This is a genomic window from Desulfobacter sp., from assembly GCA_028768545.1.
Classification (GTDB): Bacteria; Desulfobacterota; Desulfobacteria; order Desulfobacterales; family Desulfobacteraceae; genus Desulfobacter.
Window position 1 is genome coordinate 1,047,962 of sequence record CP054838.1, and the last position, 25,681, is coordinate 1,073,642.

Consider the following 25,681-nt stretch of genomic DNA (forward strand, 5'->3'; position numbering starts at 1 on the left):
GATTTAAACAAGGGGGTTGGGGAAAAAGAGTCGGGTATAGAGCTTGAGCGCATATCTGTCTGTCATGCTCGCAATCAGGTCACACACCGACCGTTTCAATGTGTTTTTCCCCGAATCCCATGGTGCCATTTCCATTTTTTCCAGCTCCTGCTGCATGGTATCGGGGTTTTCCATAAAATAATGATAGAGTCCTTCAATGACTTTTTTGGCTTTGACAAATTCGTTGTGGACCGCCGGAGACCGATATACTTTATCATAGAGAAATTTGCGTAAAATAGTCATGGCCTGGAAAGTTTCTTTCCCCATGTTCAGGACAAATTCTCCGTTTTGGGGGCCGCTGTTGTATACCACCTGTTCCATCATGGTGGAGGCGCGCACGGAGTGGGTTTTTCCCAGTTTCCGCACACAGATGTCCGGCAGATCTGACATTTTGATCACCTTTCCCCTGAGTGCGTCGTCCAGGTCGTGGTTGAGGTAGGCGATGATATCGGCCAGCCGGACGATTCGACCCTCGATGGTGATTGCGGTTTCTCCGGGGGTGGACGGGATAATGTTTCCAAATCCTTTGGAGTGTTTGAGTATTCCGTCCCTGACCTCCCGGGTCAGGTTCAGGCCCAGGCCTTTGTTTTCCAGTACGTCCACGACTCTCAAGCTCTGGTCTGAATGGGTAAAATTAGGAGAATGAACCTGGATGAGGGCGGTTTCTCCACCATGGCCAAAGGGGGTGTGGCCCAGATCATGGCCCAGGGCAATGGCTTCGGCCAAATCTTCATTGAGCCGCATGGCCCGGGCAATATTTCTGGCGATTTCAGAGACCTCAAGGGTATGGGTCAGCCGGGTTCGATAGTGGTCCCCCAGGGGGGAGAGAAATACCTGGGTCTTATACTTGAGTCGTCTGAATGCATTGGAATAGACAATCCTGTCCCGGTCAAGCTGGAAAGGGGTTCGGATGTTGCAGGTGTCCGTTTCAGGATGCCGCCTTTGGGCAAAAGCGCTGGGTGTCCCGTATTCAGAAAGAAATTGCTGTTCTCTTTGCTGGAAAATTTCTCTGATGCACAGGTCGTTTTCTGATTTTTCAAGTGCTTTCATAAAATCATCATTGAATAATTATCAAGATTCATTAAAATACAGGATTTGGTGGAAAATGCAAGTGCCGGGTAAATTCAAACAATTGATAAAAGGGGCAGGCAATCTTTGCCCGTATTAATAAGGTGGCGGTTTTGACGTACGAGTTTTTTATGGAAAAAGCAATGGAGCAGGCAATGGCAGCCTATGACCAAGGGCAATTCCCCGTGGGGTGTGTTATTGTCCAGGATGGAAAGGTAATCGCTCAAGGGGCCAGGGCAGGGACTTCCGGAACCTCATCTTTTTTCAGTGAAATCGACCATGCTGAAATCAGGGCGCTAAAGCATCTGCAATCCTATGAAGGGGTGTTCAAACCCGATGACGCTGTGCTTTTTTGCACCATGGAACCTTGTCTCATGTGCTTTTCTGCCATCCTTCTTTCAGGCATAAAAACAATTGTTTTTGCCTATGAAGATGTCATGGGCGGGGGGACCTGTGTGGACTTGAGCGCTTTGCCTCCCCTTTATCGGGATGCCGGGGTCAAGGTGGTTTCCAGTGTGCTGCGTCAAAAAAGTCTTGATCTTTTTTATGATTTTTTTAATAAAGAGGCTAACTTATACTGGAAGGGGAGTCTGTTGGAAGCATATACTCTGGCACAAAAACAAACAAAGGGGGAATGAAAATATTTGCTTGCTTTTATTGGGTTGTGCCGTTATACTTCTAAGGTTATGCTTGTTATATTGACATGATTTTAATTAATTGCCACGGCAGGAGGTGTGAAAATATCTAAGCGAGGAAGGCAGGATCAAACACGAGTGAATAAGGGAATCAGGGCCAATGAAGTTAGGGTGATCGGTTCTGACGGCGAACAGGTAGGGATTTTGCCCATAGCGGAGGCATTGCGGGTTGCCGAAAGTCAAGAGCTGGATCTGGTTGAAGTGTCGCCGGATGCCAAGCCCCCTGTCTGTAAGATAATGGATCATGGAAAGTATAAGTACGAGCTGACCAAGAAAAAACAGGAGGCCAAGAGAAAACAGAAAAGTTCTCAGATCAAGGAGATCAAGGTTCGGCCGAAAACCGATGATCATGATTTGGCTACCAAGGTCAGGCACGTCGAAAAATTTATCAATAATAATGATAAAGTGAAGATTACATTGGTTTTCCGCGGGCGGGAGTTCATGCTCAAAGAACAGGCCAATGCCGTGCTGGAGAAAGTAGTGGAAATGACCAAAGAGTTTGCCCAGGTCGAACAGTATCCCAAGTTTGAAGGGCGGGTCATTACCATGCTGCTCGGTCCCAAATAGGGGCTTTGCTGTTGGTTTAAGTCTCTTTTTGTTTGAATACATTAGTTTATGTATGGTGGTATATTGCGTGTATACCACCTTTAGTTTTTAGTAATTGCAATACTTAATAGAGAGGGTATTATGCCTAAGATTAAAACGAGCCGTGCTGCGGCCAAACGGTTCAAAAAAACCGGATCCGGAAAATATAAATTCCGTAAATCCCATGCCAGTCATATTCTGACCAAGAAAACCACCAAGCGTAAACGCGGGTTTCGCCAGGATCAGATTATTGACGGTTCCGACATGAAAGAAGTCAGGCGCTTGTTGCCCAACGGTTAAGGACGGTGCTCGGCCATGGGGCTTGACTGCGCTGTTGTGTTAACTTGAATCATTCCCGGTCACGGGCCAAGGTCACGGAAGCCGGAAGTTTTAAAAAGGAGTGAACGTATAATGAGAGTTAAAAGAGGTTTTAAGGCAAGAAGAAGACGGAACAAGGTACTTCAGCTTGCAAAGGGATTTAGGGGCGGAAGAAGTAAATTGTATAGAACCGCAGCAGATGCGGTTGATAAGGCATTGATGTATGCCTATAGAGATCGGCGGACCAAAAAAAGAGATTTCAGAAAGCTTTGGATTGTCCGGATCAATGCGGGTGCCCGCATGAACGGATTGTCCTATTCCCGTTTTATGAACGGATTGAAGCTTGCAGGATGCGAATTGGACCGTAAGGTGTTGGCTGATCTGGCAGTGACTGATCCTGCAGGGTTTTCCCAGCTGGCTTCCCAGGCTGCTGCCAAACTCAATTAGAAGAAAGTCTTGGGGGTAAGTTGCAAAACAATATTTCAGATATTGAAAAAGAGGCCCTGAACCATATCTCTTCGGCCGGCTCCAAAGAGGCTCTGGATGAGATTGCCATTCGGTTTTTGGGCCGGAAGGGCGTGCTCACCGGTTTTTTGCGTAATATTTCATCCCTTCCTGAGGATGAGCGCCCAGGGGCTGGCAAAGACGCCAACCTGCTTAAGATTAAGCTTGAAAAGGTGATCAAACAGGCAGAGGCTGAATTGAACAATAGGGATGCCGGGACCGGGGAAGGCATTGATGTGACCCTGCCCGGCCGCCCAGCGGTACGGGGTGCACTCCATCCCATTACCCAGGTGATGGATGAGATCTGCGGTATTTTCATGCGTCTGGGGTTTGATATTGCCGAAGGGCCTGAGGTTGAGACGGATTATTATAATTTCGAGGCCTTGAATATTCCCAAATATCATCCGGCCAGGGACATGCAGGATACCTTTTATGTTTCTGATAATATTGTTTTAAGAACCCATACGTCCGGGTCACAGCCCAGGGTGATGGAGAAAACAGATCCGCCGGTAAGGATTATTTCTCCTGGCAAGGTCTTTCGCTGTGATTCAGATTTGACCCATACCCCCATGTTCCATCAGGTGGAAGGGTTGATGGTGGATAAAAATATTTCTTTTGGGGATCTAAAAGGGGTGCTGACCACATTTGTGCACCAGTTTTTTGACAAAGAGACCTCTTTGAGGTTTCGCCCCAGTTTTTTCCCGTTTACCGAACCCAGTGCTGAGGTGGATATCCGCTGTGTCATGTGCAAAGGCAAGGGGTGCAGGATCTGTTCAAAGACAGGCTGGCTTGAGGTTTTAGGGTCTGGCATGGTCCATCCTGCTGTGTTTGAAAATGTGGGCTATGATACCCAGAAATATACAGGATTTGCCTTTGGTGTGGGCATTGAACGCATGGCCATGCTCAAGTACGGTATTGATGATATTAGAAAATATTTTGAAAACGATTTACGTTTTTTAGGGCAGTTTTAATATGAAAGTCAGTTTAAGCTGGTTGCGCGAATATATCCCCGTTGACCTGGAATCCCAGGAGATGTCTGACAGGCTGACCATGGCCGGTCTAGAGGTGGATGCGATTGAAAACCTTTTTGATTATCTGGACAAGGTGGTTGTGGGTCAGGTGGTTGAGGCTCGTCAGCATCCCAACGCAGACAAGCTGACCTGCTGCGGCGTGGACGTCGGCCAAGCTGAGTTGGCGCCCATTGTCTGCGGTGCTCCCAATGTCAGGCAGGGCATGTATGTTGCCTGTGCGCTTCCGGGTGCTGTGCTGCCCAACGACTTTAAAATTAAAAAAAGCAAGTTGCGGGGAGAAAAATCCCATGGCATGCTCTGTTCTGCGGCTGAATTGATTTTGGATTCCGATGCCTCGGGCATCATGGATCTTGAGGGGGATCTGGTCCCGGGTATGCCTTTGGAAAAGGCTCTGGAGCTGACAGATACAGTTTTTGAAATCGATCTTACCCCCAACCGGCCCGACTGTCTGAGCCTGATTGGTGTGGCCAGAGAAGTGGGTGCCTTTACCCAGCCGCAAAATAAGGTTGTCCTTCCCGAGGCCTCTTTTCCCCAGGATCGTGTGGGTTCTGAATCCATAAATGATTATGTCTGTGTAAAAATAGAGGATAAAGAACTTTGCCCCAGGTACACGGCAGGTATGCTCTTTGACGTGACTGTGGGCCCTTCCCCATTTTGGCTGAAACAGCGGCTTGAGTCCGTGGGTCTCACCCCCATCAACAATGTGGTGGACGTCACCAATTTTGTGATGATGGAAACCGGCCAGCCCCTTCACGCGTTTGATTTTGACAATCTGGCCCAGGGGAAAATTGTGGTAAAGCCGGCCGGTGATTCATCCGTTGAATTTACCACTCTGGATTCAAAGGTTCATAAGATGGAGCCTGAGATGCTCATGATTTGTGATGGTGAAAAACCAGTGGCCATTGCCGGTGTCATGGGCGGAGAAAATTCTGAAATTTCTGATTCAACCACGCGGGTGTTGGTGGAAAGCGCATATTTTAATCCGGTTTCCGTCCGCAAGACTGCCAAGCGCACGGGGATTGCCACGGATGCCTCCCACAGGTTTGAACGCGGGGTGGACCCTGAAGGCACCCTCTTTGTCATGACACGGGCGGTTTCGCTCATGGCAGAACTCTGTGATGCAAAAATTGCCAGGGGAATCATTGACGAGCACCCCCTGAAATTTCAACCAGCCGAAATTGATCTTAAGGTTGAGGCTTTGAATGTCCGTCTGGGCACAGAATTTTCAAAGGATGAGATTTCCCGGATTTTAACCTCGGTTGAATTTGAGGTGGAGGCCATGGACGATGACCTGCTCAGGGTCAAGGTGCCCAGTTTCAGGGTGGATGTGGTCAGGCCCGAAGATCTATCAGAAGAGGTGGCACGGCTTTGGGGGTATAACAATATTCAGACCAGTTACCCTCCGGTGCCTGCCCGGGGCAAGGTTTTAAACCCGGCCTTGATGCTCAGAAGCAGAATCCGCCAGGCTATGGCCGGGTTTTCATTTTACGAAGCCATTAATTATAATTTTGTCCATGGGGAATCTTGTGTCCGACTGGGGCTGGATGAAGCTGATCCCAGACAATCGGTTGTTAAGATTTTAAATCCCATTTCAGATCAGCTCTCCGTATTAAGGACCTCCCTTGTGCCGGGGCTTCTTGAAACCATGGGGCGGAACACCGCCAAGCAGACCGAGACCTTGAAGGTTTTTGAAATCGGCAAGGTTTTTTATGCCGATACCCAGGGGGCACAGCCCCGTGAGGTTGAGATGTTGGGTGGGCTTATCACCGGAAACCGTGAAGATCAGACCTGGTATTCCAAAAAAGAAGGTTTGGATTTTTTCGATCTCAAAGGGGTGGTCCAGGGCCTTTTGGATGAGCTTTTTGTCACAGATGTTCAATATGCCAAAATCCAGGATCAAGCCTGCCCTTATTTTGAAGACGGGTATGGGGCCCTTGCGGTCAAGGACGGAAGAACCCTGTGCGCACTGGGGAAGATTGATCCCCGGGTACTCAAGGCCTATGGCCTGAAACAGGATGCCTTTGTCTTTGACATGGATGTATCCCTTTTGCTTGAGGTGATGCCTGAATCTGTTCAGGCCCAGCCGTTGCCGAAGTTTCCCTCTCTTTCCCGGGACATGACCTTTATTGTGGATCAAGGGGTTGAAGTGGGTGCTATTCTGGATAATATTGATATTTTTTCAAAAAAACAGGGCCTGATAGAAGATTTCTTCCTGTTTGACCTGTTTGAAGGGGAGGCCATTGGCCAGGATAGAAAATCCCTCTCTTTCAGGGTGGTGTACAGATCAGCAACCAAGACATTGACCGAAAAAAATGTCAAAAAAATTCACACCAATTTATCCAGCCGGATTCTGGAGACCTTTGACGCCAGTCTGCCCGGTTAAGACTTGATCCTGCCGGGCAGGGCAGATCTTTAAAAGGGGTGTTGACAAAAGGAATATGCCTTGTTATATTGTTCCGCTGATGCGGGCATAACTCAGTTGGTAGAGTGCAAGCTTCCCAAGCTTGATGTCGCGAGTTCGAGCCTCGTTGCCCGCTCCATATTTTGGGATATGGAATGGCAGGTTTGTTCCATTTGAAGAGGAAAAGTACAATCTGAGCCTGACTGGCAAGGATTTTGTTGAAAGTGGTACTAATTAGGAACGGGCATCTGCCCGTTTTTGTGTTTGTGGAAAGTATAAAAAAGAGGTTGCAGCTGGATATGGGATTTATCAGACAAAAAGATTTTGGCGGGCTTGAAGATCGGATTTATGCCGTGGCCCAGCCTCTGTGCCGGGCAGAGGGCCTTGAGCTGGTCCATATCGAGTGTGTCACCAGCAATCGGGATAAGATTGTTCGGCTCTACATGGATAAGTCCTCCGGGGTCACCATGAATGATTGTGTGACCGTGAGCCGTCAGCTTGGGGATCTGATTGATGTGCATATAGAGGATATCGGAAGTTATAGGCTGGAGGTCTCCTCACCTGGGCCCAACCGCCCTTTGAGCAATAAGGAGGATTTTATCCGGTTTGCAGGGCAGCGGGTCCGGATAGAAACTCATGATTCTGTCAGTGGTCAAAAAAAGTTCACCGGGATTCTTGAGAAGACAAATGATGATTCTGTTGTTATTGCAGTTGATGGTAAGACGCTTGAAATAGCCGCAATTAATATCACCAAGGCAATGCTTGCAGGTCAGTAATATGGAGAACGTTTAACATGTTTATCACAGATATAAAAAGGGTAATTGACCAGGTAAGCCGTGAAAAAGGAATTGATGCTGAAGTTCTTATTAATACCTTGAAAGAGGCCATCATTTCGGCTGCCAGGAAAAAAATCGGACCCAGGGCGGATGTTGAAGTCCATTATGATGAGAAAAGCGGTGATGTTGAAGTCTTCCATTTTAAAGAGGTGGTTGAAGAGGTTGAATATTCCGACAGCGAGCTGACCCTTGACGAAGGGGTTGAATATGATCCCGAATGTGAAATCGGTGACTCCTTAGGGATTCGAATTGATACCGAAGAGTTCGGACGTATTGCTGCCCAGTCTGCCAAGCAGGTGATCATTCAAAAGATGAGAGAAGCGGAACGCAATGCCGTGTATGAAAATTTTATCCAGAAAAAGGGAAAAATTATCAACGGTATTGTCCAGCGGTTTGACCGGGGCAGCATCATTGTTAATCTGGGCCAGGCCGATGCCGCGCTTCGGCCAAGAGAGCAGATGCCCAAGGAAAACTACAAGCGGGGAGACAGGCTTCGCGCCTATGTCCTGGATGTGCTTGAAGAGTCGAAAGGGGCCCAGGTCTTATTGTCCAGAACCCATCCTGAATTTTTGATTGAGCTTTTTAAAACAGAGGTTCCTGAAGTGGCCGAAGGAATCGTTTCCATCCGGGGGGCTGCCCGGGTGCCGGGCGTCCGTGCAAAAATTGCGGTTTCCTCAATTGATTCAGATGTGGATCCTGTGGGGGCCTGTGTGGGCATGAAGGGGAACCGGGTTCAGAGTATTGTTCAGGAGCTTCGGGGAGAAAAAATTGATATTGTTCAGTGGAGCCCGGATATTGCACGTTTTGTCTGCAATGCCCTGTCTCCTGCTGAAATAGCTCGGGTGATCATTGACGAGGATAATCAGTCCATGGAGGTTATTGTCAATGACGAATACCTGTCCATTGCCATTGGCAAGGGCGGGCAGAATGTATCCCTTGCCTGTGAAATCACGGGCTGGCATCTGGAGGTGACCTCTGAAGAGGAATACTCCCGGGAAGTCAAGGAGGGGTATGACAGCCTTATGAAATTGTCCAATGTGGGACTGCCCATGGCAGAGGTCTTGTTTAAAGCCGGTTTTTCCTCTTTGTTGGATGTAGCAGACGCTCTGGTAGAAGATCTTGCATCGATTATGGATCTTTCCCAGGAAGAGGCACAGGGGGTTGTTGAGGAAGCAGGCCAGATCATGGAAACAGAACGGATTGAAGCCCAGGAGGCCGTTGAAAAGGCGGCAATCGAAAGGGCTGCAGCCGATCAGGCTGAACAAGAGGCTGCAAAAGCTGAAGAGACCCAGGGGGGTGAAAACCCTGAAGATACAACCCAAGAACAGGCGGCGTTAGAAGATACTGAAGACTAGGTTGCATCGGTAAGCGACGGGTAAACGATTAGAATTATTAAAAGAGGATTACTGGGGGCAACGAATGGCGAAGGTCAGAGTATATGAGTTGGCTAAAGATCTGAATATGACAAATAAACAGCTTCTCAACAAGATGAAGGAACTGAAAATCGAAGTAAAAAGCCACATGAGTTCTCTGGAAGATAGCGCTGTCATCGCGATTAAAGGAAGCATGTTCGGAAAAAAGAAACAAAAAAGCGATGTAAAGGTTAAACCCTCAGTGATCCGCAGGCGGAAAACACAGGTTGATACGGATTTGCCTTTAGAAGATGAAGCCGGGGAGGAAGATTTAATTGATGAGGACCTTCCCCAGACCGATGAGCTATCGGCAGAACCGGTCGAACCTGAAAAGGTGATAGAACCTGAGGCTGAAAAACCTGTTGTGAAAAAGCGGTCGGCCAAAAAAAAGGTCAAGGCAGCAGAGCCTGCAAAGATTATTAAACCGGTCATTGCGGAACCTGAAAAAAAAGCGGAATCTGAAAAGTCCGCGCCAATGCCTGAAAAAACAGAACCTGAAGCAGCGGATGTTTCGGTCGAGACCCCTTCTGAGAAAACCCAAGAGGTTTCTGATGCTGCTGAGCCCAAGGGTGAAGCAAAATCATCAAAAACGCCAGAACCCCAGGCCTCTGAAGCAGATGAAAAACCTGCAGATTCGCCTGAGGATACAGACGATAACCAGGTTAAAAAGAAAAAGAAAAAGAAAAAATCAACCCCGGCAAAAATTGTCCGGGTGGCGGATCCGGCGGTATTGGAAAATCTCAAACGGATGAAGCCCTCCGAAGATAAACGCCACAACGGTTCAAGAGGCGGACAGGATGGACCCAGCCGCAGGCCCGTAAGGGATAGTCGGCCGCCAAGGGATACCCGGCCGGCCCCGGGGGCGTCCAGGCCGAATATGGCGGTGCCGCCCGAACCCGGCGGAGAGGTCCGGAAAAAAACATGGGGCAAGGATTTGCCGCCTGCATCAGGACCCGGGTCGGTTAAAAAGAAACGGCGTAAGAAAAAATCCGTGGTTGAGGGTGATGCCCTTTATAGAGGCCGGGGCCGCAAGAAACGCGGCAGAAAAGATAACCGGAGCAAAAAAGGCAACTTTCAGAAAACCCAGATTACAACACCCAAGGCCATCAAACGACGGGTTAAAATTGATGAGGCCATTGAGCTGGCAGAACTTGCCAAACGTATGGGCATCAAAGCCAATGAGATGATTGCCAAGCTCATGGGCATGGGGGTTATGGCCACGGTAAACCAGACCATTGATTATGACACAGCCTCTTTGGTTGCGGCTGAGTTCGAATTTGAAGTGGAAAAGGCAAGCTTTGAAGAAGAAGCGCTGATCAGTTCGCCTGCGGCCCAGGAAGAAGATGCGGGCAATCTGGTGGAATGTCCTCCGGTGGTGACCATCATGGGTCATGTTGACCATGGTAAAACCTCGCTTCTGGATGTCATCCGGGAATCCAAGATCACCTCGGGTGAGGCCGGCGGTATTACCCAGCACATTGGTGCCTATAATGTGCAGACGCCCAATGGCGGGCGGATTACCTTTTTAGATACCCCGGGTCATGCCGCGTTTACGGCCATGCGTTCCAGGGGGGCCAAGGTCACGGATATTGTTATCCTGGTGGTGGCTGCCGATGACGGCTGCATGCCCCAGACCATTGAGGCCATCAACCATGCCAAGGCCGCATCTGTGCCGGTTGTGGTTGCAGTCAATAAAATGGACAAGGCAGGGGCTGATCCCGACCGGATTATGAGAGAGTTATCCGAGCACGATCTTCTTGCCGAAGACTGGGGCGGAAACGTGATCTTTGTCAAGGTTTCTGCCAAAACCGGAGAGGGCATTGATGAATTGCTCGAGATGGTCATTCTTCAGTCCGAAGTGCTTGAACTCAAAGCCAACCCGGATCGGTCTGCCTTTGGTTATGTTGTGGAATCCAGGCTGGATACCGGCCGGGGATCTGTGGCAACGGTATTGGTCAAACAGGGAACCCTTAAAGATGGTGATCCCATTGTCTGCGGTCTTCATTCAGGCCGTATCCGGGCCATGATCGATGATTCCGGCAGCCGGATTGAAGCGGCAGGCCCTTCCACACCGGTTGAAATTGTCGGGCTGACCGGGGTGCCGGACGCAGGTGATGAATTTATTGCTGTGGCCTCTGATAAAGATGCCAAGCAGATTGCCGGCCATAGGATGCAAAAACAGCGGGCCAAGGAACTGGCCAAAAAGAGCCGGGCCAACCTTGAAAAGATGTTTGAAAACCTGGGTTCCGCTGAGATAAAAGAGCTCAAGCTTATTGTTAAGGCTGATGTTCAGGGGTCTATTGAGGCCTTGAACGATTCTCTCAAAGATCTTGCCAAGGATGAGGTTGATGTTAAAATCGTTCATTCGGGTGCCGGCACCATCAATGAATCAGATGTGGCTCTGGCGGCTGTTTCCGATGCCATTATCATCGGGTTTAACGTTCGTCCCAATCCCCAGATACGTAACTTGGCCCGGGATGAAAATGTGGACATGCGGTTTTATGATATCATCTATGATGTGATCAACGATATCAAGGCGGCCCTTGACGGTATGATGCCTTCAACCTTCCATGAAATTATCATTGGCCGTGCCGATGTCAGGAATACCTTTGTTGTTCCCAAAATGGGAACCATTGCAGGCTGTGCCATCACAGAGGGCAAGGTGATCCGGGGCAAAAAGGTCAGGCTGTTGCGTGACGGCGTGATCAAGTGCGATACAGAGCTTTCCTCCCTGCGCCGGTTCAAAGATGATGTCAAAGAAGTGGACCAGGGATTTGAGTGCGGTATCGGCCTTGAAAAATATAATGACATTAAGGTCGGCGATGCCATAGAATGTTATGAAGTCGAAGAAAGAAAGTATAAGGGTTAGCAGATAAAATGAAGCCCTATTCGCGTGCCGAACGCATTTCGGTCAAGATCCAGATGGCCATTACCGAGCTGATGAATAAAAAGATGCAGGACCCCAGGCTTGAAATGGCCACGGTCTCCGGGGTGAAACTCACCCCGGACCTTCGGGTGGCACAAGTGTATATTACCGTATTCGGAGATAAAAACAGGATCCGGGAAACCTTGGACGGATTTAAGAAATCCAAGGGATTCATCAAAAAAAGCATTGCCCCGAAGCTGGGGCTGAAATTCATGCCTGATCTTCGGTTTGTCCATGATGATTCCTTTGACAAAGCCGCCCGAATGGATGCCCTGATTGATGCGGCAACCAAAGGGGACAACAGACAGGACCCCAGCCCGGATACAGACCGATAAAAGATCAAGTTTCAACTCATCCAATGAAAGACGGCATCCTTGTTGTAAATAAACCCGAAGGCCTCTCCTCGGCCGGGGTCGTCGGACGTCTTAAACGGATTCTCGGCGTAAAAAAAATCGGTCACACCGGTACCCTGGACCCCTTTGCCACAGGCGTGCTTTTGATTGCCGTTCAGAAAGCCACCCGGATTTCAAGATTTTTTCTGGACGGAAGCAAAACCTATCATGCCCGGATAACCCTCGGGGCTGAGACCGATACCTATGATTGCACCGGAAAGGTCACAGCCCAGGTTGATCCAAGCCTGCTTGCCGAAATCAATTTTGACACGATTCAACAGGTGGTTTCAGGTTTTTTCGGTGCCCAGGAGCAGGTGGCACCGGCATATTCAGCATTAAAGCACAAGGGGCAGCCCCTGTACAAGCTGGCCCGCCAGGGCAAGATGATTCAAAAGCCCCCGAGACCGGTTGAGATTTATAAAATCAGGGCAGAAAAATTGGAACAGACCTCCGGCGGCCTGCCGGTGTTTGATCTGGATGTGGCCTGTTCTGGCGGCACCTATATCAGAAGTCTGGCCTATGATATTGGCCGGCGCCTGGGATGCGGTGCCCATCTGTCCGGCCTTTGCCGGACCCGCTCAAGCCATTTTCGGATCGAGGATGCCATAGACCTGCCCTGTCTTGAAACCATGGAAAGATCAGATATTAATTCAAGAATCGTTTCCATGTCTGACTGCCTTTATTTTCTGCCTGTGATTGAGGCGGATGATGAAATGGCCGGGAAAATCAAATTTGGACAGAAACTCAGCTTTGATCAGGTTCGGTCCGAATCAGGGGACAGCGCCCCCTATATTCGCGTGGTGGACGTAAACGGCACCCTTCTGGCCGTGGTCCAGCCGGAAACATCCGGGCGTTCTTATAAATATTGTTGCGTTTTCAGCAGTTAACTGGTAAATATATTAGGTTTATTGTGATGGTATGTTGGCTGATTATGCGCCTTGATTCTGAATGGAATATTGGATAAGAGGCCATTCAAAAGTCAGCCATACAAATACCAGGTTTAATTTATTCCAAATAAAGGAGTGTTACAGTGGTTTTATTAGCAGAGAACAAAGAGGAGATGATTGAAAAATTCAAACTCCACGAGTCAGACACCGGATCACCCGAAGTCCAGGTGGCCATTTTAACCCATAGAATCAGTTACCTGACTGACCATTTGAAAACCCATAAAAAAGACCATCATTCAAGACGGGGTCTTTTGATTCTGGTCGGTCGGCGTAGAAGCCTGCTGGACTATGTTAAGAAAAAAGACATAAACAGATACCGTTCTTTGATCGAGAAACTCGGACTCAGAAGGTAAGATGACCTTAAGCCGGTTTTTGGCGTGTTTTGGGTCAAAAACCGGCTTTTTTTATTTGCAGCGGGCGGCGCTTTTGGAAAGGCTTTCAAATAAGTTCGCATCTTTGCTATCAAATCAATCCGATTTTTTTTCACGGAGTTTGATGGTAAATATGCGGGTTTATGATCCTGAAAGTATCTTTTTCCAAAAAACCGCCTTTTTTATTATCCATTAAGGAGAAATTATGGAAAAGATCGTATCAGCCGAAATCGGCGGCAAAGAATTATCCATCAGTACCGATAAAATCGCCAAACAGGCCTCAGGCTCTGTTGTGGTGAAATACGGAGAGACCATTGTTCTGGTCACTGCCGTTGCATCCAAGGACCCCAAGGCAGAGATCAGTTTTCTGCCCCTCTCTGTTGACTACCAGGAAAGAATTTATGCAGCCGGCAGAATTCCGGGCAATTATTTCCGTAGGGAGATCGGCAGACCTTCTGAAAACGAAACTCTGAACGCCCGTCTCATTGACCGGCCCATCAGGCCATTGTTTGAAGATGATTATAATTTTGAAACCCAGATCATTGCCACGGTCATGTCCACGGATAAAATGTGCGAACCCGGCATTCTGGCCATGATCGGTGCGTCTGCCGCTCTGGAAATTTCAGACATTCCCTTTAACGGTCCCATTGCCGGCATCAAGGTGGGTCGGGTCGACGGTGAATTCATTGCCAACCCCACCCCTGCCCAGATGGAAGAGTCTGATATCGACCTTACGGTTGCAGGATCTAAAACCGGGGTGGTCATGGTTGAAGGCGGGGCAAATATCGTGTCTGAAAAAGATATGCTCGACGCCATCTTTTTCGGCCATGAAGCCATGCGGCCGGCCATTGCGCTGCAGGCAGAACTCAAGGCTGCCGTGGGCAAAGAAAAACGCGAATTTATTCCCCTGGCACGTGATGAAGCCCTGGCCGAAGCGGTTAAAGCCTTTGCCGCGGACAAGATCCACGAGACCGTTCAGGTCAAGACCAAGATTGAACGTCAAAGTGCATTACGCGCCTTGAAAGAAGAGGTGGTTGCCCATTTTGAAGACCAATATCCCGAACAGATCAAAGAGATCAAAGAGGTGTTTGGCAAGACCATTAAAGCCGTGTCCCGGAAGATTGTTCTCACCGAGGACAAACGTATTGACGGCCGGGCCTTTGATGAGATCAGAGATATTGCCTGCGAGGCAGGATGTCTTCCCAGACCCCATGGCTCAGCTCTTTTTACCCGGGGTGAAACCCAGGTTTTGGGCATTCTGACCCTGGGTTCAGGCATGGACGAGCAGCGGATTGAAACCCTGAACGACGGCAATATGACCCGGGCCTTTATGCTTCATTATAATTTCCCTCCCTATTCAGTGGGAGAGGTCAAACGGGCCGGCGGACCTTCAAGACGTGATATCGGTCACGGCAACTTGGCCCACAGAGCATTGGCCCGTGTCCTTCCCACTCCCGAAGAGTTTGAATACACCATTCGTTTGGTGGGTGAGGTCATGGAATCCAACGGATCTTCCTCTATGGGCACGGTCTGCTCAGGATGCCTGGCCCTCATGGACGGCGGGGTGCCCATCAAGGCCCCGGTTTCCGGTATTGCCATGGGGTTGGTGAAAGAAGGGGACAAAACCGCTGTCCTTTCCGATATTCTCGGGGATGAGGATCATTTCGGAGACATGGACTTCAAGGTGGCCGGAACCAGAGAAGGCATCACTGCCCTTCAGATGGACATCAAGATCAAAGAACTGTCCAAGGAGATCATGGAAACCGCATTGAACCAGGCCAATGGCGGCCGGATTCATATTTTGGATAAAATGCTTGAAACCCTTGATAAATCAAGAGACGAGGTCTCTCCCCATGCGCCCAAGATTGTCTCTGTCCAGATTCACAAGGACAAGATTCGGGATATCATCGGCCCTGGCGGCAAGGTGATCCGTGCCATTCAGGCCGACACCAACACCACCCTTGAGGTGAATGACGACGGAATTGTCAAGATTGCAGCGGAAAATGAAGAAGATTCTGCCAAGGCCGTTGCCATGGTCAAAGACATTGCCATGGATCCTGAGATCGGCACCATCTACGAGGGTGCTGTGGTCAAGATTACCGACTTTGGTGCCTTTGTTAATATCAAGTCCGGTACTGACGGCCTGGTGCATATTTCAGAGCTGGCCGATTATCGGGTGAAAAAAGTCACCGACGTTGTCAAGGAAGGCGAGGTCATCAAGGTTAAAGTGCTGGACATTAACCGGGACGGTAAGATCAAACTCAGCTATAAAGCTGCAAAGAAAGATGCCGAAAAAGAATAAATCTTTCAGCCTGTGTCCCCTGGCCAGCGGCAGCCGGGGGAACTCCATATTTGTATCCACACAGGATACAGCCGTGTTGGTTGATGCCGGGCTTTCAGGCATTGAGACGCAAAGGCGGCTTGAAGCTGTCGGCCAGTCTGCAGAACAACTGAAAGCCATCATCATCACCCATGAACATACCGATCATGTCAAAGGGGCAGGGATATTGAGCCGCAGGTTTGATATCCCTGTTTACCTGACCCCTCAAACCTTCCATGCCTGTAAATCCTTGGGTAAAATTGAGCACCTTCAATTTTTTGAGTGCGGAACTGCGTTTGAGATCGAAAATATCATTGTTAATCCCTTTTCCATTTCCCATGATGCAAAGGATCCTGCGGGCTTTACCTTGAGTTACAACGGGAAAAAAATAGGTATTGCCACGGATTTAGGGATTGCCACCAACCTGGTGAAAAATCATTTAAGTCTTTCCAACCTCCTCTATCTTGAGTCCAACCATGATCCTGAAATGCTGGTCAACGGGGGGTATCCCTGGCATCTTAAGCAGCGGATCAAATCCAGGACCGGTCATCTTTCCAATCAGGAAACAAGAGATCTGGTGGCTGAACTCCTTCACCAGGATCTGGATCATCTCATTCTGGCCCACCTCAGCGAAGAGAACAATTGCCCGGACAAGGCTGCCCATGAAGTGAGAAAAGGCCTGAACGGTAATGACACGGCTCTGTACGTGGCAGGCCCGGACCGGCCCGGAAAGATGATCCACCTGTAATTTTTGTCCTTGGTGCCTGTTGGAATGACCCTGACCCGGGGTGTTTCTTTTTTACCCGCCGCAATGATCCGCCTGTGTAAAATTTACCCAGACCAGGGTCTCTTGTTTTCCAAGGATATCTGGTTCAAATTAATATATGCTTTTAGATTTAAATGGATTATAAAAGAGGGTTGAAATACGGCACGGACCTTGCTTTTTATTATTTTTTATTTCAATGCGGTGTTGAGAAGGGTAAAAGGTTTTTTGTATTGAAAGTTGAACTTTTCAGGAATGGTGGAATGTCACGTTTAACCCTTTATTTTATTTTGGGCAGTCTGTTGATGAGCTTCGGGTGTAAAACCCTTGACCCGGAACCTGTGCCCCAACTCACCTTTGAGGTGCCTGAGACCTTTTCAGCCCGGGCAGAAAATCCAGACGATTTTCCCCTTATCCAGGAATGGTGGCAGTCGCTGAACAGCCCGGAACTCGACGCTATGATCCAAATGGGGTTGGATAAAAATTATGATTTAAATGTGTCCAAGGCCCGGATTTCCCAGGCTGAGGCAAGTCTTGAAAAGGAAAGGGCCCAATTAAAACCAAGCCTGGGGTTTTCTTTGGGAGGCGATAAAAAACAGACCCGGATAAAAAACAGTCAAACCCGTTCCAACACGGGCAGCCATTCCTGGGACGGATCATTGACAGGGGCGTATACCGTGGATCTCTGGGGAGAGGCCCGGGCAGGTGTCGAGGCAAAAAACCTGGCCCTTGAGGCGGCCAACCAGGATTTAAAAGATGCATCCTTGACCCTGTCGACTGAGATTGCCCAGACCTGGGTGAATCTTATCTCTGTAAGATCCCGGAAAAAAATTTTGGAAAACCAGATCAAAATCAACACCACCCACCTTGATCTTCAAAAATTGCGGTTCCTCCATGGAAAGGCAAGTGCCCTGGACGTGTCCCAGCAGCGGGAAGCCTTGGCCGAGGCCTTGTCCCTTGTGCCCCTGCTGGAAAAAGAAGCCTCTGAATTATTGAATACCCTTGGATTTTTAATGGGCACCCCCCCGGGAGTCCCTGTCCAGGTGTCTACCCAGGAACTGCCAACAGGGATGATCCCGGCAGAGCCGGGCCTGCCTGCCGATCTTTTGGCGAACCGGTCTGATATCCGGGCGGTCCGGGTGAGGCTTTTGTCGGCCGTTTTTGATGTTGAGGCGGCAAAGGCGGATCTTCTGCCCTCGTTTACCCTGTCTGCAGCAGCCCTTTTTTCCAGCGGCAGTCTGGACCTTTTATTTCAAAACTGGGTGGCAAGCCTTGGGGCCGCCTTTGCCGGCCCCTTGTTTGACGGTGGTCTTAGACAGGCCGAAGTTAAACGGGTCCGGGCAAAAATGGACGAGCTGATTCATCTTTATGCCCGTACTGTGGCCCGGGCCATCAAAGAGGTAGAGGACAGCCTGGTGGGGATCCGGCGTCAAAAGGAGTATATTGAGCGGCTGACCCAGGAGCTTGATGCAGCCCGGCTGACCCTGAAAGATGCCCGGGTTCAGTATCTTAACGGCCAAACCAGTTATTTGAACTATCTGACGGCCTGGGTGGGTATTGAACGGCTGGAACGCCAGCTGGTCAGTGAACATGCCAACCTGGTGAAAGAGAAAATCGTCCTGTACAGGACAATCGGGTGGCAATTGCCAGAGAACAAGACTGTGACCCCTGCCATTGGAGCGGAGTAAACCATGAATTCTTTGAACAGAGATAAACACCTGACCCGGACCATTGTAAAAATAATGCTCCCCCTTTTTTTGATCATGGGAGGTGCTGCCGGATTTTTTTATTTTAAATCCCAGAAAGTGGTCATCAAGCGCAAACCGCCAGCCTCCCATGTCTCCGTGGTACAAACCCTTACCCTTTTTCCCGGTCTCCATCGCACAAAGGTTTTTGCCATGGGCACGGTAAAACCGGACCAGGAGATCCAACTTAAGGCCAGGGTGGCAGGAGAGGTGGTCTATCTGTCTGATAAATTCGTCCAGGGCGGTTTGATGGAAAAAGGCGAGGTGCTGGTCAGGCTGGAGGATTTGGATTATCAGCTGGCGGCGGACAAGGCAAAGAGCAGCCTGGACAAAGCTTTAGCAGACCTTGAGATTGAAAAGGGCCAGCAGTATATTGCAAAAGAAGAGCTCAAACTGATCTCCCAGGTCTCCCCGGGCGGGGTGACATCCACGGACCTTGCCTTGAGAAAACCCCAGCTGATCCAGGCAAGGGCTGCCGTGGCCAGTGCCAGAGCCGAGCTTGAAAAGGCCCAGCTTGATCTTGGGCGGACCCAAATTATTCTCCCGTTTGATGCCCTGGTTCTGGAAAAAAATGTGGACCTGGGCTCGCTGCTCCAGGCCCAGGGTGAGATTGCCACCCTGGTGGGGATAAATAAATACCAGGTCCAGGCCCAGGTGGACTTGACCCGGCTCTCCCTTTTGACTATTGATGAAACCCTTGGAAGCCCTGCCCGTATCCGCTCTCTTTATGCCGACCACGTCTGGAACGGACGGGTGGTGAGGACCACGGGAAAAATCACGGGCCAGAGCCGTATGGCCGGAGTGATCGTTGAAATTTTAGATCCTTTGGGGCTTGAATCGAAAAATGCGGGTCCTAGGCTTCTGATCGATGATCATGTGGAGGCCGTGATCACCGGCAGATCCCTTGACCATGTCTATGCCCTGCCAAGATCCCTGATCCGGGAGAACAATACCCTGTGGATATATGATTCAGGAAGGCTTAAGATTGTTGCCGCCCGTCCTGTGTGGAAGGAAAAGGACCGGGTATTTATCCGGTCCGGCATAAGCCCCGGAGACCGGGTGATCGTTTCTGATCTGAGTGTTCCGGTTCAGGGCATGGCCCTGACCCTTGCCCCGGGGGAAAAACCATGAACAGTGGAACACCAGGTCCCCGGACCCCCATTGCCTGGATGGCAGGCAACTCTGTCGCTGCCAACCTGCTCATGGCCATTTTGCTTGTGGGCGGAATTTTCATGGGGATGTCCATGAAGCAGGAGGTCTTTCCCGAATTCAGCCTGGACATGGTCAATATTGTTGTGCCCTATCCCGGTGCCAGTCCTGAAGAGGTGGAAAACGGCATTCTTCTGGCTGTGGAAGAGGCCATTGCCGACCTTGAAGGAATTGATGAAATCACGGCCAGTGCCAATGAAGGCTCCGGCGTCATCAGTGTGGAAGCTTTGGAAGGCGCTGATATCAACCGGCTCTGGCAGGAGATTAAAAGTGAGGTGGACCGAATTTCCACCTTTCCGGACGAGTCTGAGGACCCGGTGATCACCATTGCTGCCCGGAAACGGGAGGTGATCCGGCTGGCCCTCTACGGAGAGGTGACTGAAACCACCATGAGAGAACTGGCAGACCAGGTCCGGGACAGGCTTCTCATGGACAAGAGCATCACCCAGGTAGAACTTGAAGGGGTCAGGTCCAGGGAAATCCATGTGGAGATTTCAAGGGCAACCTTGAGGCGTTACGGGCTTACCCTGGGGGAAGTGGCCCAGATCATCTCCCGGGCCTCTGTGGAACTCGGGGGCGGGGCCATCAAAACCCGGGGCGGGGATATCCTGTTGAGAATCAAGGACCGCAGGGACTATGCTGCCCAGTACAAGTCTTTGCCCATCATTACCCAGGCTGACGGGTCCCGAGTGGTGTTGGAAGATATTGCCCAGGTGATTGAGGGGTTTGAAGAGTCAGACAACTGGGCCTCCTTTAACGGGCAGCGGGCCGTGACCATTGCCGTCTTCCGGGTGGGAGACCAGACCCCCACCCAGGTGGCAGAATCGGCCAAAGCCATTGTAAATCAGCTCAATGCCTCCCTGCCCCAGGGGGTGGGCCTGAGCGTTGTCAGGGATATGTCCAAGATATTTGCCCAGCGGGCAGATCTGTTGATGCGCAACGCATACTTGGGGCTTGGGCTGGTTTTTTTATTTTTGGCTCTTTTTTTGGAAATCCGCCTGGCCTTCTGGGTGAGTCTCGGCATTCCCATCTCTTTTATGGGCTCTTTTTTGTTTTTATCTCCCTTTGGATTTTCCATTAACATGGTGAGTATGTTTGCCTTTATTGTGACCTTGGGTATTGTGGTGGATGATGCTGTGGTGGTGGGGGAAAATGTATATTTTTTCAGGCGTCAGGGAATTGGCTATATGGAGGCGGCAGTCCGGGGAGCGAAAAGCATTGCCATGCCCGTGGTTTTCAGCGTAATCACCAATATGGTGGCCTTTGTGCCTCTGATGTTTATTCCCGGTATCATGGGAAAGATATTTAAGCCCATCCCCTTTGTGGTCATTGCCGTGTTCGGGGTCTCCCTCATTGAAAGCCTGTTTATTCTGCCTGCCCACCTAAGCCATAAGGGCAGGCCTTTGTTTTTCCCTTTGAATCATCTTGAAAACTGGCAGAAGCGATTTTCCATTGGATTTGAAACCTTTGTGAAAAAAGTATACGGGGGCGTCTTATTTAGGCTTCTGGCCTATAGATATGCGGTCATTGCCTTGGGCATTGCCCTGCTGTTGATCACGGGCGGTTATGTTTTTTCAGGCAGGATGGGCATGGTCATGTTTCCAAAAACAGAGTCAAATTTTGCCTTTTGTGAAATCGATCTGCCCTATGGAACCCCTGAAAAAAAACTTAAAATTATTGAGGCCCGGCTGGTTGAGGCCGCAGGTCGGGTGGTGGCTGAAAATGGGCGAGAGAAACTTTCAACCGGGATTTTTTCCCAGGTCAATGAGAACCGGATCCGGGTGAGAATTTATCTTACCGATCCAGGGGTAAGGCCCTTGAGCACGGCAGACGTCACCAGGCTATGGCGGATAAAAACAGGGCAGATTCCAGGAATTGAAACCATTGGGTTTGAGTCCAACCGGGGCGGGCCGGGATCCGGGAAAAACCTGACTGTAAGCCTGAGCCACAGGGATATCGGACAATTGGAAAAGGCAGGCCAGGACCTTGGGAAAAGCCTTGGCCAATACCCCATTGTCCATGATATTGATGACGGGTCTGCCATGGGCAAAAAGCAGTTTGACATCAAACTCAGCCCCGGGGGAAGACGGATGGGCCTGACTTCCAGGGAGGTGGCAAGCCAGGTAAGGCATGCCTTCCAGGGCGTGGAAGCCGTAAAAAACCAGAGGGGGAAAAATGAAGTCACGGTCAGGGTGAGACTGAGCCGGGAAGAGCGGATATCCGAGGCCACCTATGAAGAGCTGGTCCTTTTGGCCCCTTTGGGGGAAATCATGCTCAAGGATGCAGTGGCCACCATCAAGGGCAGGGCCTATACCACCATCACCCGGACCAATGGAAAACGGGAGATTAAGGTCACTGCCAATGTCAGGCCGCCGTCCCAGGCGGATAATATTATCCAGGACATGAAATTAAAGGTTCTTCCGGATCTGCTGGTCAAATATCCGGGACTCTCCTACGATTTTAAAGGACGCCAGGCAGATATCAAAGAAAGCGTTACCTCGCTTTTAAAAGGCCTGGGCCTTGCCATGCTCTGTATCTTTGCCCTTTTGGCCATCCCCTTTAAAAGTTATTTTCAGCCGTTGATCATCATGTTCTGCATTCCATTCGGCATGATCGGTGCCATTGCAGGCCACGTGATCATGGGGTATTCACTCTCGGTGATGAGCCTTTTCGGGGTGGTGGCCATGTCAGGGGTTGTGGTGAACGATTCCCTGGTGCTCATTGATTTTGCCAACCAACGGGTCCGCCAGGGGACGCCCCTGCTTTATGCCATTCAGACGGCAGGCATTCAGAGATTTAGGCCCATTCTATTAACTACCCTGACCACCTGCGGTGGGCTTGCCCCCATTATTTCAGAGACCTCAAGGCAGGCCCGGTTTCTTATTCCCATGGCCATCTCACTCGGGTTCGGGATCTTGTTTGCCACCTTTATCACCCTGGTCATGGTGCCCTGCCTTTATTTGGTGCTGGAAGATATCAAGGCAATCTGGTCCCCAGAGTCCAAGGATGGATCCAAAAACCCTGGATAGACCGGTATTGATTTGTGATAGGATTATTGATAGCTGCCCAGGGTGACCTGTCTTGCACAGTGCTGGATCCAGAATTGATTGTGGGACAAGAGGATGCAGGTGGTGCCCGTTTTCTTGAGCTGATCCAGCCGGGTTCTGTTCTTTGTTTTTAGGCTATTTTGTATGATCATAAAACCTGTGAAATTCAATAATCACTTTTGTAAATTGAAAATATTCATTATACTTAACTAAGGTTGTGGACTCTCTTTTCTTTTGCCCTGTTTCAATACCGGCCTAAAATAATTTACAATCCAATACCATGAATAGAGGAAATGCATATGAATCCTGTCATCAATGCCTTAAACTTTCGCCATGCCTGCAAAGCCTTTGATCCGGATAAACGCCTGGAAAAACAGGACCTGGATCTTATTCTGGAGGTCGCCTGCCTTTCCCCGTCCTCCTTTGGCATGGAAGCCTGGAAATTTCTGGTTCTTTCTTCAGAAAAAATCAGGCAAGACCTCAGGCCGGCCTGCTGGGACCAGGCCCAGATCACCGATGCCAGCCAGGTGATCGTGATCCTTGTCCGGCCTGGTATTATTTTGGACCCGGATTTTGTACTGGAAAATTTTAAACGAAAGGGTCTGCCCGAAGATGCGGTTCAGGCCTATGCAGACCGGTATAAAGGGTATCTAAAAACAGAGGTCTTTCCCAGGATGTCTGCCTATGCCTGGTGTGCCAAACAAGCCTATATTGCACTTGCCGACATCATGACCGCTGCCGCATCCCTTGGGATTGACACCTGTCCCATGGAAGGGTTTGAAAAAGAAAAGGTGGAAAAAATACTTGAAATTGACACCCGGGAATATGAGGTGGCCGTGCTCGTGGCCCTGGGGTACAGGGCCGGTGAACAGACATCCAGGCATCGTCATGGCCGGGAGTTTCTGGTGAAAATCAGATAAACTCTGGCCGTTTCTCAAAGAAAGGTCGTTTCCCTGGAGCCGGGAATCTTGAAGGAGGTAAGGAAGACGAAAGGAGGGGGGTATGGAAGCACTGCGGATTCTGGTGGTGGATGACGAACCGGTCATCAGAAAATCCCTTGCCGGGTGGCTTCGCCGGGACGGATACCGGGTGGAGACCCTGGACAGCGGGGAACAGGCCATTGAAACCCTTAAAACCCGCAGCTTTGACATTATCCTTTTGGATATCCAGATGGACGGGATCTCAGGCATGGAGGTTTTGGACCATGTGAAAGAAGAATACCCGGACATTGATGTGATCATGATCACGGCTTTTGGCTCTGTTCCCTCTGCTGTCCAGGCCATGAAATCCCATGCCTATGATTATCTGCTCAAGCCCTTTGACCCGGATGAGCTGGGGGTGCTGATCAAAAAACTGGCGGATCACAGGGCCAGGAAAAGGGAAAATACCTATTTAAGGGAGGTGTTTGAGGAGCAGACCCGGTTTGAAAGCATGATCGGCCAGTCCACACCCATGCAAAAGGTGTTTTCCCTGATCAGGGACATTGAAAATTCCGAGGCCACCGTGCTTTTATCAGGGGAGACCGGGTCGGGCAAGGGGCTGGCTGCCAAAGCCATCCATTCCAACTCCAGGATGAGACAGGGCCCCTTTGTCTCGGTCAATTGCGGGGCCGTTCCCCCCCATATCATGGAAAGCGAATTGTTCGGACATAGAAAGGGGGCATTCACCGATGCAAAGGAGACCCGGAAAGGGCGGCTGGAAATGGCCAGGGGCGGCACCCTGTTTTTGGATGAAATCGGTGAAATCTCCATGAGGATGCAGATCGACCTGCTCCAGGTGCTGGAGGACAAGATTTTCTACAAGGTCGGGGGAACCCAGCCCATTAACGCCGATTTCAGGGTGATTGCCGCCACCAATGCAGATCTGGGCCAGGCCATCCAGGACCGGACCTTCAGGCAGGACCTCTACTATCGGCTTAACGTGATCTCCCTTGTCATGCCGCCCCTGCGACAGAGAAGAGAAGATATTCCCTTGCTGGCCAATCATTTTCTGGAAAAGTTTACCCAGGAGGTGAACCGCGGGGTGGTGCGGATCTCCAGGGATGCCATGGACGAGCTCATGCTCCATGACTGGCCCGGCAATGTCAGGGAGTTGTCCAACGCCATTGAGCGGGCCGTGGTGGTCTGTAAAACCGGGACCATCACCCCCCATGATCTGCCCATCGGCCCCTCCCTGGAAGAGGTGCTGGAACAGCGGTATTTTTCCCTGAGCGATGTGGAAAAAGATCATATATCCAAGACCCTGGAACAGACCCAATGGAATATCTCCAAAGGGGCCGCGCTCTTGGGGATTGACCGGTCCACCCTGTATAATAAAATCAAGCGCTATGCATTGGTTCCCCCAAAAAGTCCTGACCGGGACTGACCCATGCCTGATCCGTCCCATACCCTGATCCTTTCTCCAATCGGAGATATTCCCCTCTGGGTGATTCAGGTCCTGTCAGACAGGCTTTCCAGGGTATTCGGGTTTGATACCAGGGTGGCAAGGCTTCTTGAAAACCTGGATTTTGCCTATGATTCCCAGCGGAATCAATATTATTCCACCCAGGTGTTGGAGGTCCTTTGTTCCCTCTGCCCAAAAGAGGGGATCAAAATTCTGGGGGTGACCCGGGAAGACCTGTTTATCCCCATCCTCACCCATGTCTACGGAGAGGCCCAGCTGGGCGGAAAAGCCGCAGTCATCTCTGTTTCAAGGCTCATCTCAGGCCAGGACCTGGGCGGGGCAGATGCAGGAGAAGACCGTGTGTTCAAGGAGGCGGTCCATGAACTGGGCCATTGCTTTGACCTCCGCCATTGCGAGGATGAGCAATGCATCATGCACTATTGCCGGAAAATTCAAGAGGTGGATAAAAAGTCTTCCCAATTCTGCCGGTATTGCAGAGTCTTGCTTCAGGATTATATGGGGCAGATGATTTTGGATCAGACCTGAGGGTCGTTATTATATTTAAGATTCAGCCCCCAATAGGTCTTCTGTGCAACGTTTAGACTCGTAGGCAAGGCGAATTCATTTTGGGCTCTATGATTAATAAAATATTTACAAGACCGAGGGCGTTCAAAATTCTGTGTCAGTTGA

Annotated in this window: 21 protein-coding genes and 1 tRNA gene; 21 read left to right on the forward strand and 1 reads right to left on the reverse strand. The window is 50.0% G+C overall.

Features of this window, described 5'->3' with window-relative positions; genetic code table 11:
• Positions 1–3: 3 nt before the first annotated feature.
• Positions 4–1,089, reverse strand: a complete 1,086-nt coding sequence (locus tag HUN05_05050; GenBank protein WDP84591.1) for a deoxyguanosinetriphosphate triphosphohydrolase — start codon at positions 1,087–1,089, stop codon at positions 4–6.
• A 131-nt stretch (positions 1,090–1,220) separates the two neighbouring features.
• On the opposite strand from HUN05_05050, the gene HUN05_05055 reads away from it, so the two are divergent.
• From HUN05_05055 to HUN05_05155, 21 genes are all read left to right on the forward strand, one after another.
• Positions 1,221–1,745: a nucleoside deaminase gene (locus HUN05_05055; protein WDP84592.1), complete on the forward strand. Its 525-nt coding sequence runs from the start codon at positions 1,221–1,223 to the stop codon at positions 1,743–1,745.
• 96 nt (positions 1,746–1,841) lie between these two features.
• On the forward strand, positions 1,842–2,369 hold the full coding sequence (locus HUN05_05060) for a translation initiation factor IF-3 (GenBank protein ID WDP84593.1): 528 nt from the start codon (positions 1,842–1,844) through the stop codon (positions 2,367–2,369).
• 120 nt (positions 2,370–2,489) lie between these two features.
• Complete coding sequence (gene rpmI, locus HUN05_05065) at positions 2,490–2,687, forward strand: 50S ribosomal protein L35 (GenBank protein ID WDP84594.1); 198 nt, start codon at positions 2,490–2,492, stop codon at positions 2,685–2,687.
• 108 nt (positions 2,688–2,795) lie between these two features.
• Complete coding sequence (gene rplT / locus HUN05_05070) at positions 2,796–3,152, forward strand: 50S ribosomal protein L20 (protein WDP87934.1); 357 nt, start codon at positions 2,796–2,798, stop codon at positions 3,150–3,152.
• A 20-nt stretch (positions 3,153–3,172) separates the two neighbouring features.
• Positions 3,173–4,180, forward strand: a complete 1,008-nt coding sequence (gene pheS, locus HUN05_05075; protein WDP84595.1) for a phenylalanine--tRNA ligase subunit alpha — start codon at positions 3,173–3,175, stop codon at positions 4,178–4,180.
• Between the two features lies 1 nt (position 4,181).
• Positions 4,182–6,623, forward strand: a complete 2,442-nt coding sequence (locus HUN05_05080) for a phenylalanine--tRNA ligase subunit beta (protein ID WDP84596.1) — start codon at positions 4,182–4,184, stop codon at positions 6,621–6,623.
• 81 nt (positions 6,624–6,704) lie between these two features.
• A tRNA-Gly gene (locus HUN05_05085) sits at positions 6,705–6,780 on the forward strand.
• A gap of 160 nt (positions 6,781–6,940) precedes the next feature.
• Positions 6,941–7,417 (forward strand): ribosome maturation factor RimP, encoded by a 477-nt coding sequence (locus tag HUN05_05090; GenBank protein WDP84597.1) that lies wholly within the window; start codon positions 6,941–6,943, stop codon positions 7,415–7,417.
• Positions 7,418–7,434: 17 nt separating this feature from the next.
• On the forward strand, positions 7,435–8,832 hold the full coding sequence (gene nusA, locus HUN05_05095; protein ID WDP84598.1) for a transcription termination factor NusA: 1,398 nt from the start codon (positions 7,435–7,437) through the stop codon (positions 8,830–8,832).
• 64 nt (positions 8,833–8,896) lie between these two features.
• The gene (infB, locus tag HUN05_05100; GenBank protein ID WDP84599.1) at positions 8,897–11,758 is read left to right on the forward strand and encodes a translation initiation factor IF-2; all 2,862 of its coding nucleotides are present in this window, start codon (positions 8,897–8,899) and stop codon (positions 11,756–11,758) included.
• An 8-nt stretch (positions 11,759–11,766) separates the two neighbouring features.
• The gene (gene rbfA, locus HUN05_05105) at positions 11,767–12,150 is read left to right on the forward strand and encodes a 30S ribosome-binding factor RbfA (protein ID WDP84600.1); all 384 of its coding nucleotides are present in this window, start codon (positions 11,767–11,769) and stop codon (positions 12,148–12,150) included.
• Positions 12,151–12,173: 23 nt separating this feature from the next.
• Positions 12,174–13,094, forward strand: coding sequence for a tRNA pseudouridine(55) synthase TruB (gene truB, locus HUN05_05110; GenBank protein WDP84601.1), 921 nt, complete (start codon positions 12,174–12,176; stop codon positions 13,092–13,094).
• 143 nt (positions 13,095–13,237) lie between these two features.
• Entirely contained in the window at positions 13,238–13,507 is a 270-nt protein-coding gene (gene rpsO, locus HUN05_05115; GenBank protein ID WDP84602.1) for a 30S ribosomal protein S15, read from the forward strand.
• Between the two features lie 223 nt (positions 13,508–13,730).
• Positions 13,731–15,827 carry a polyribonucleotide nucleotidyltransferase gene (gene pnp, locus HUN05_05120; protein WDP84603.1) on the forward strand — a complete coding sequence of 699 codons (2,097 nt, stop codon included), beginning with the start codon at positions 13,731–13,733 and terminating at the stop codon, positions 15,825–15,827.
• Positions 15,799–16,593: an MBL fold metallo-hydrolase gene (locus HUN05_05125; GenBank protein WDP87935.1), complete on the forward strand. Its 795-nt coding sequence runs from the start codon at positions 15,799–15,801 to the stop codon at positions 16,591–16,593. The genes pnp and HUN05_05125 overlap by 29 nt, the downstream gene beginning before the upstream one ends.
• A 278-nt stretch (positions 16,594–16,871) precedes the next feature.
• Positions 16,872–18,296 carry an efflux transporter outer membrane subunit gene (locus HUN05_05130; protein ID WDP84604.1) on the forward strand — a complete coding sequence of 475 codons (1,425 nt, stop codon included), beginning with the start codon at positions 16,872–16,874 and terminating at the stop codon, positions 18,294–18,296.
• A 3-nt stretch (positions 18,297–18,299) separates the two neighbouring features.
• The gene (locus HUN05_05135; protein ID WDP84605.1) at positions 18,300–19,484 is read left to right on the forward strand and encodes an efflux RND transporter periplasmic adaptor subunit; all 1,185 of its coding nucleotides are present in this window, start codon (positions 18,300–18,302) and stop codon (positions 19,482–19,484) included.
• On the forward strand, positions 19,481–22,591 hold the full coding sequence (locus HUN05_05140; protein ID WDP84606.1) for an efflux RND transporter permease subunit: 3,111 nt from the start codon (positions 19,481–19,483) through the stop codon (positions 22,589–22,591). Before HUN05_05135 ends, HUN05_05140 begins: the two co-directional genes overlap by 4 nt.
• Before the next feature lie 317 nt (positions 22,592–22,908).
• Positions 22,909–23,529 carry an NAD(P)H-dependent oxidoreductase gene (locus HUN05_05145; GenBank protein WDP84607.1) on the forward strand — a complete coding sequence of 207 codons (621 nt, stop codon included), beginning with the start codon at positions 22,909–22,911 and terminating at the stop codon, positions 23,527–23,529.
• Positions 23,530–23,611: 82 nt separating this feature from the next.
• On the forward strand, positions 23,612–24,973 hold the full coding sequence (locus tag HUN05_05150) for a sigma-54-dependent Fis family transcriptional regulator (protein ID WDP84608.1): 1,362 nt from the start codon (positions 23,612–23,614) through the stop codon (positions 24,971–24,973).
• A 3-nt stretch (positions 24,974–24,976) separates the two neighbouring features.
• Entirely contained in the window at positions 24,977–25,537 is a 561-nt protein-coding gene (locus HUN05_05155) for an archaemetzincin family Zn-dependent metalloprotease (GenBank protein ID WDP84609.1), read from the forward strand.
• Positions 25,538–25,681 lie beyond the last annotated feature (144 nt).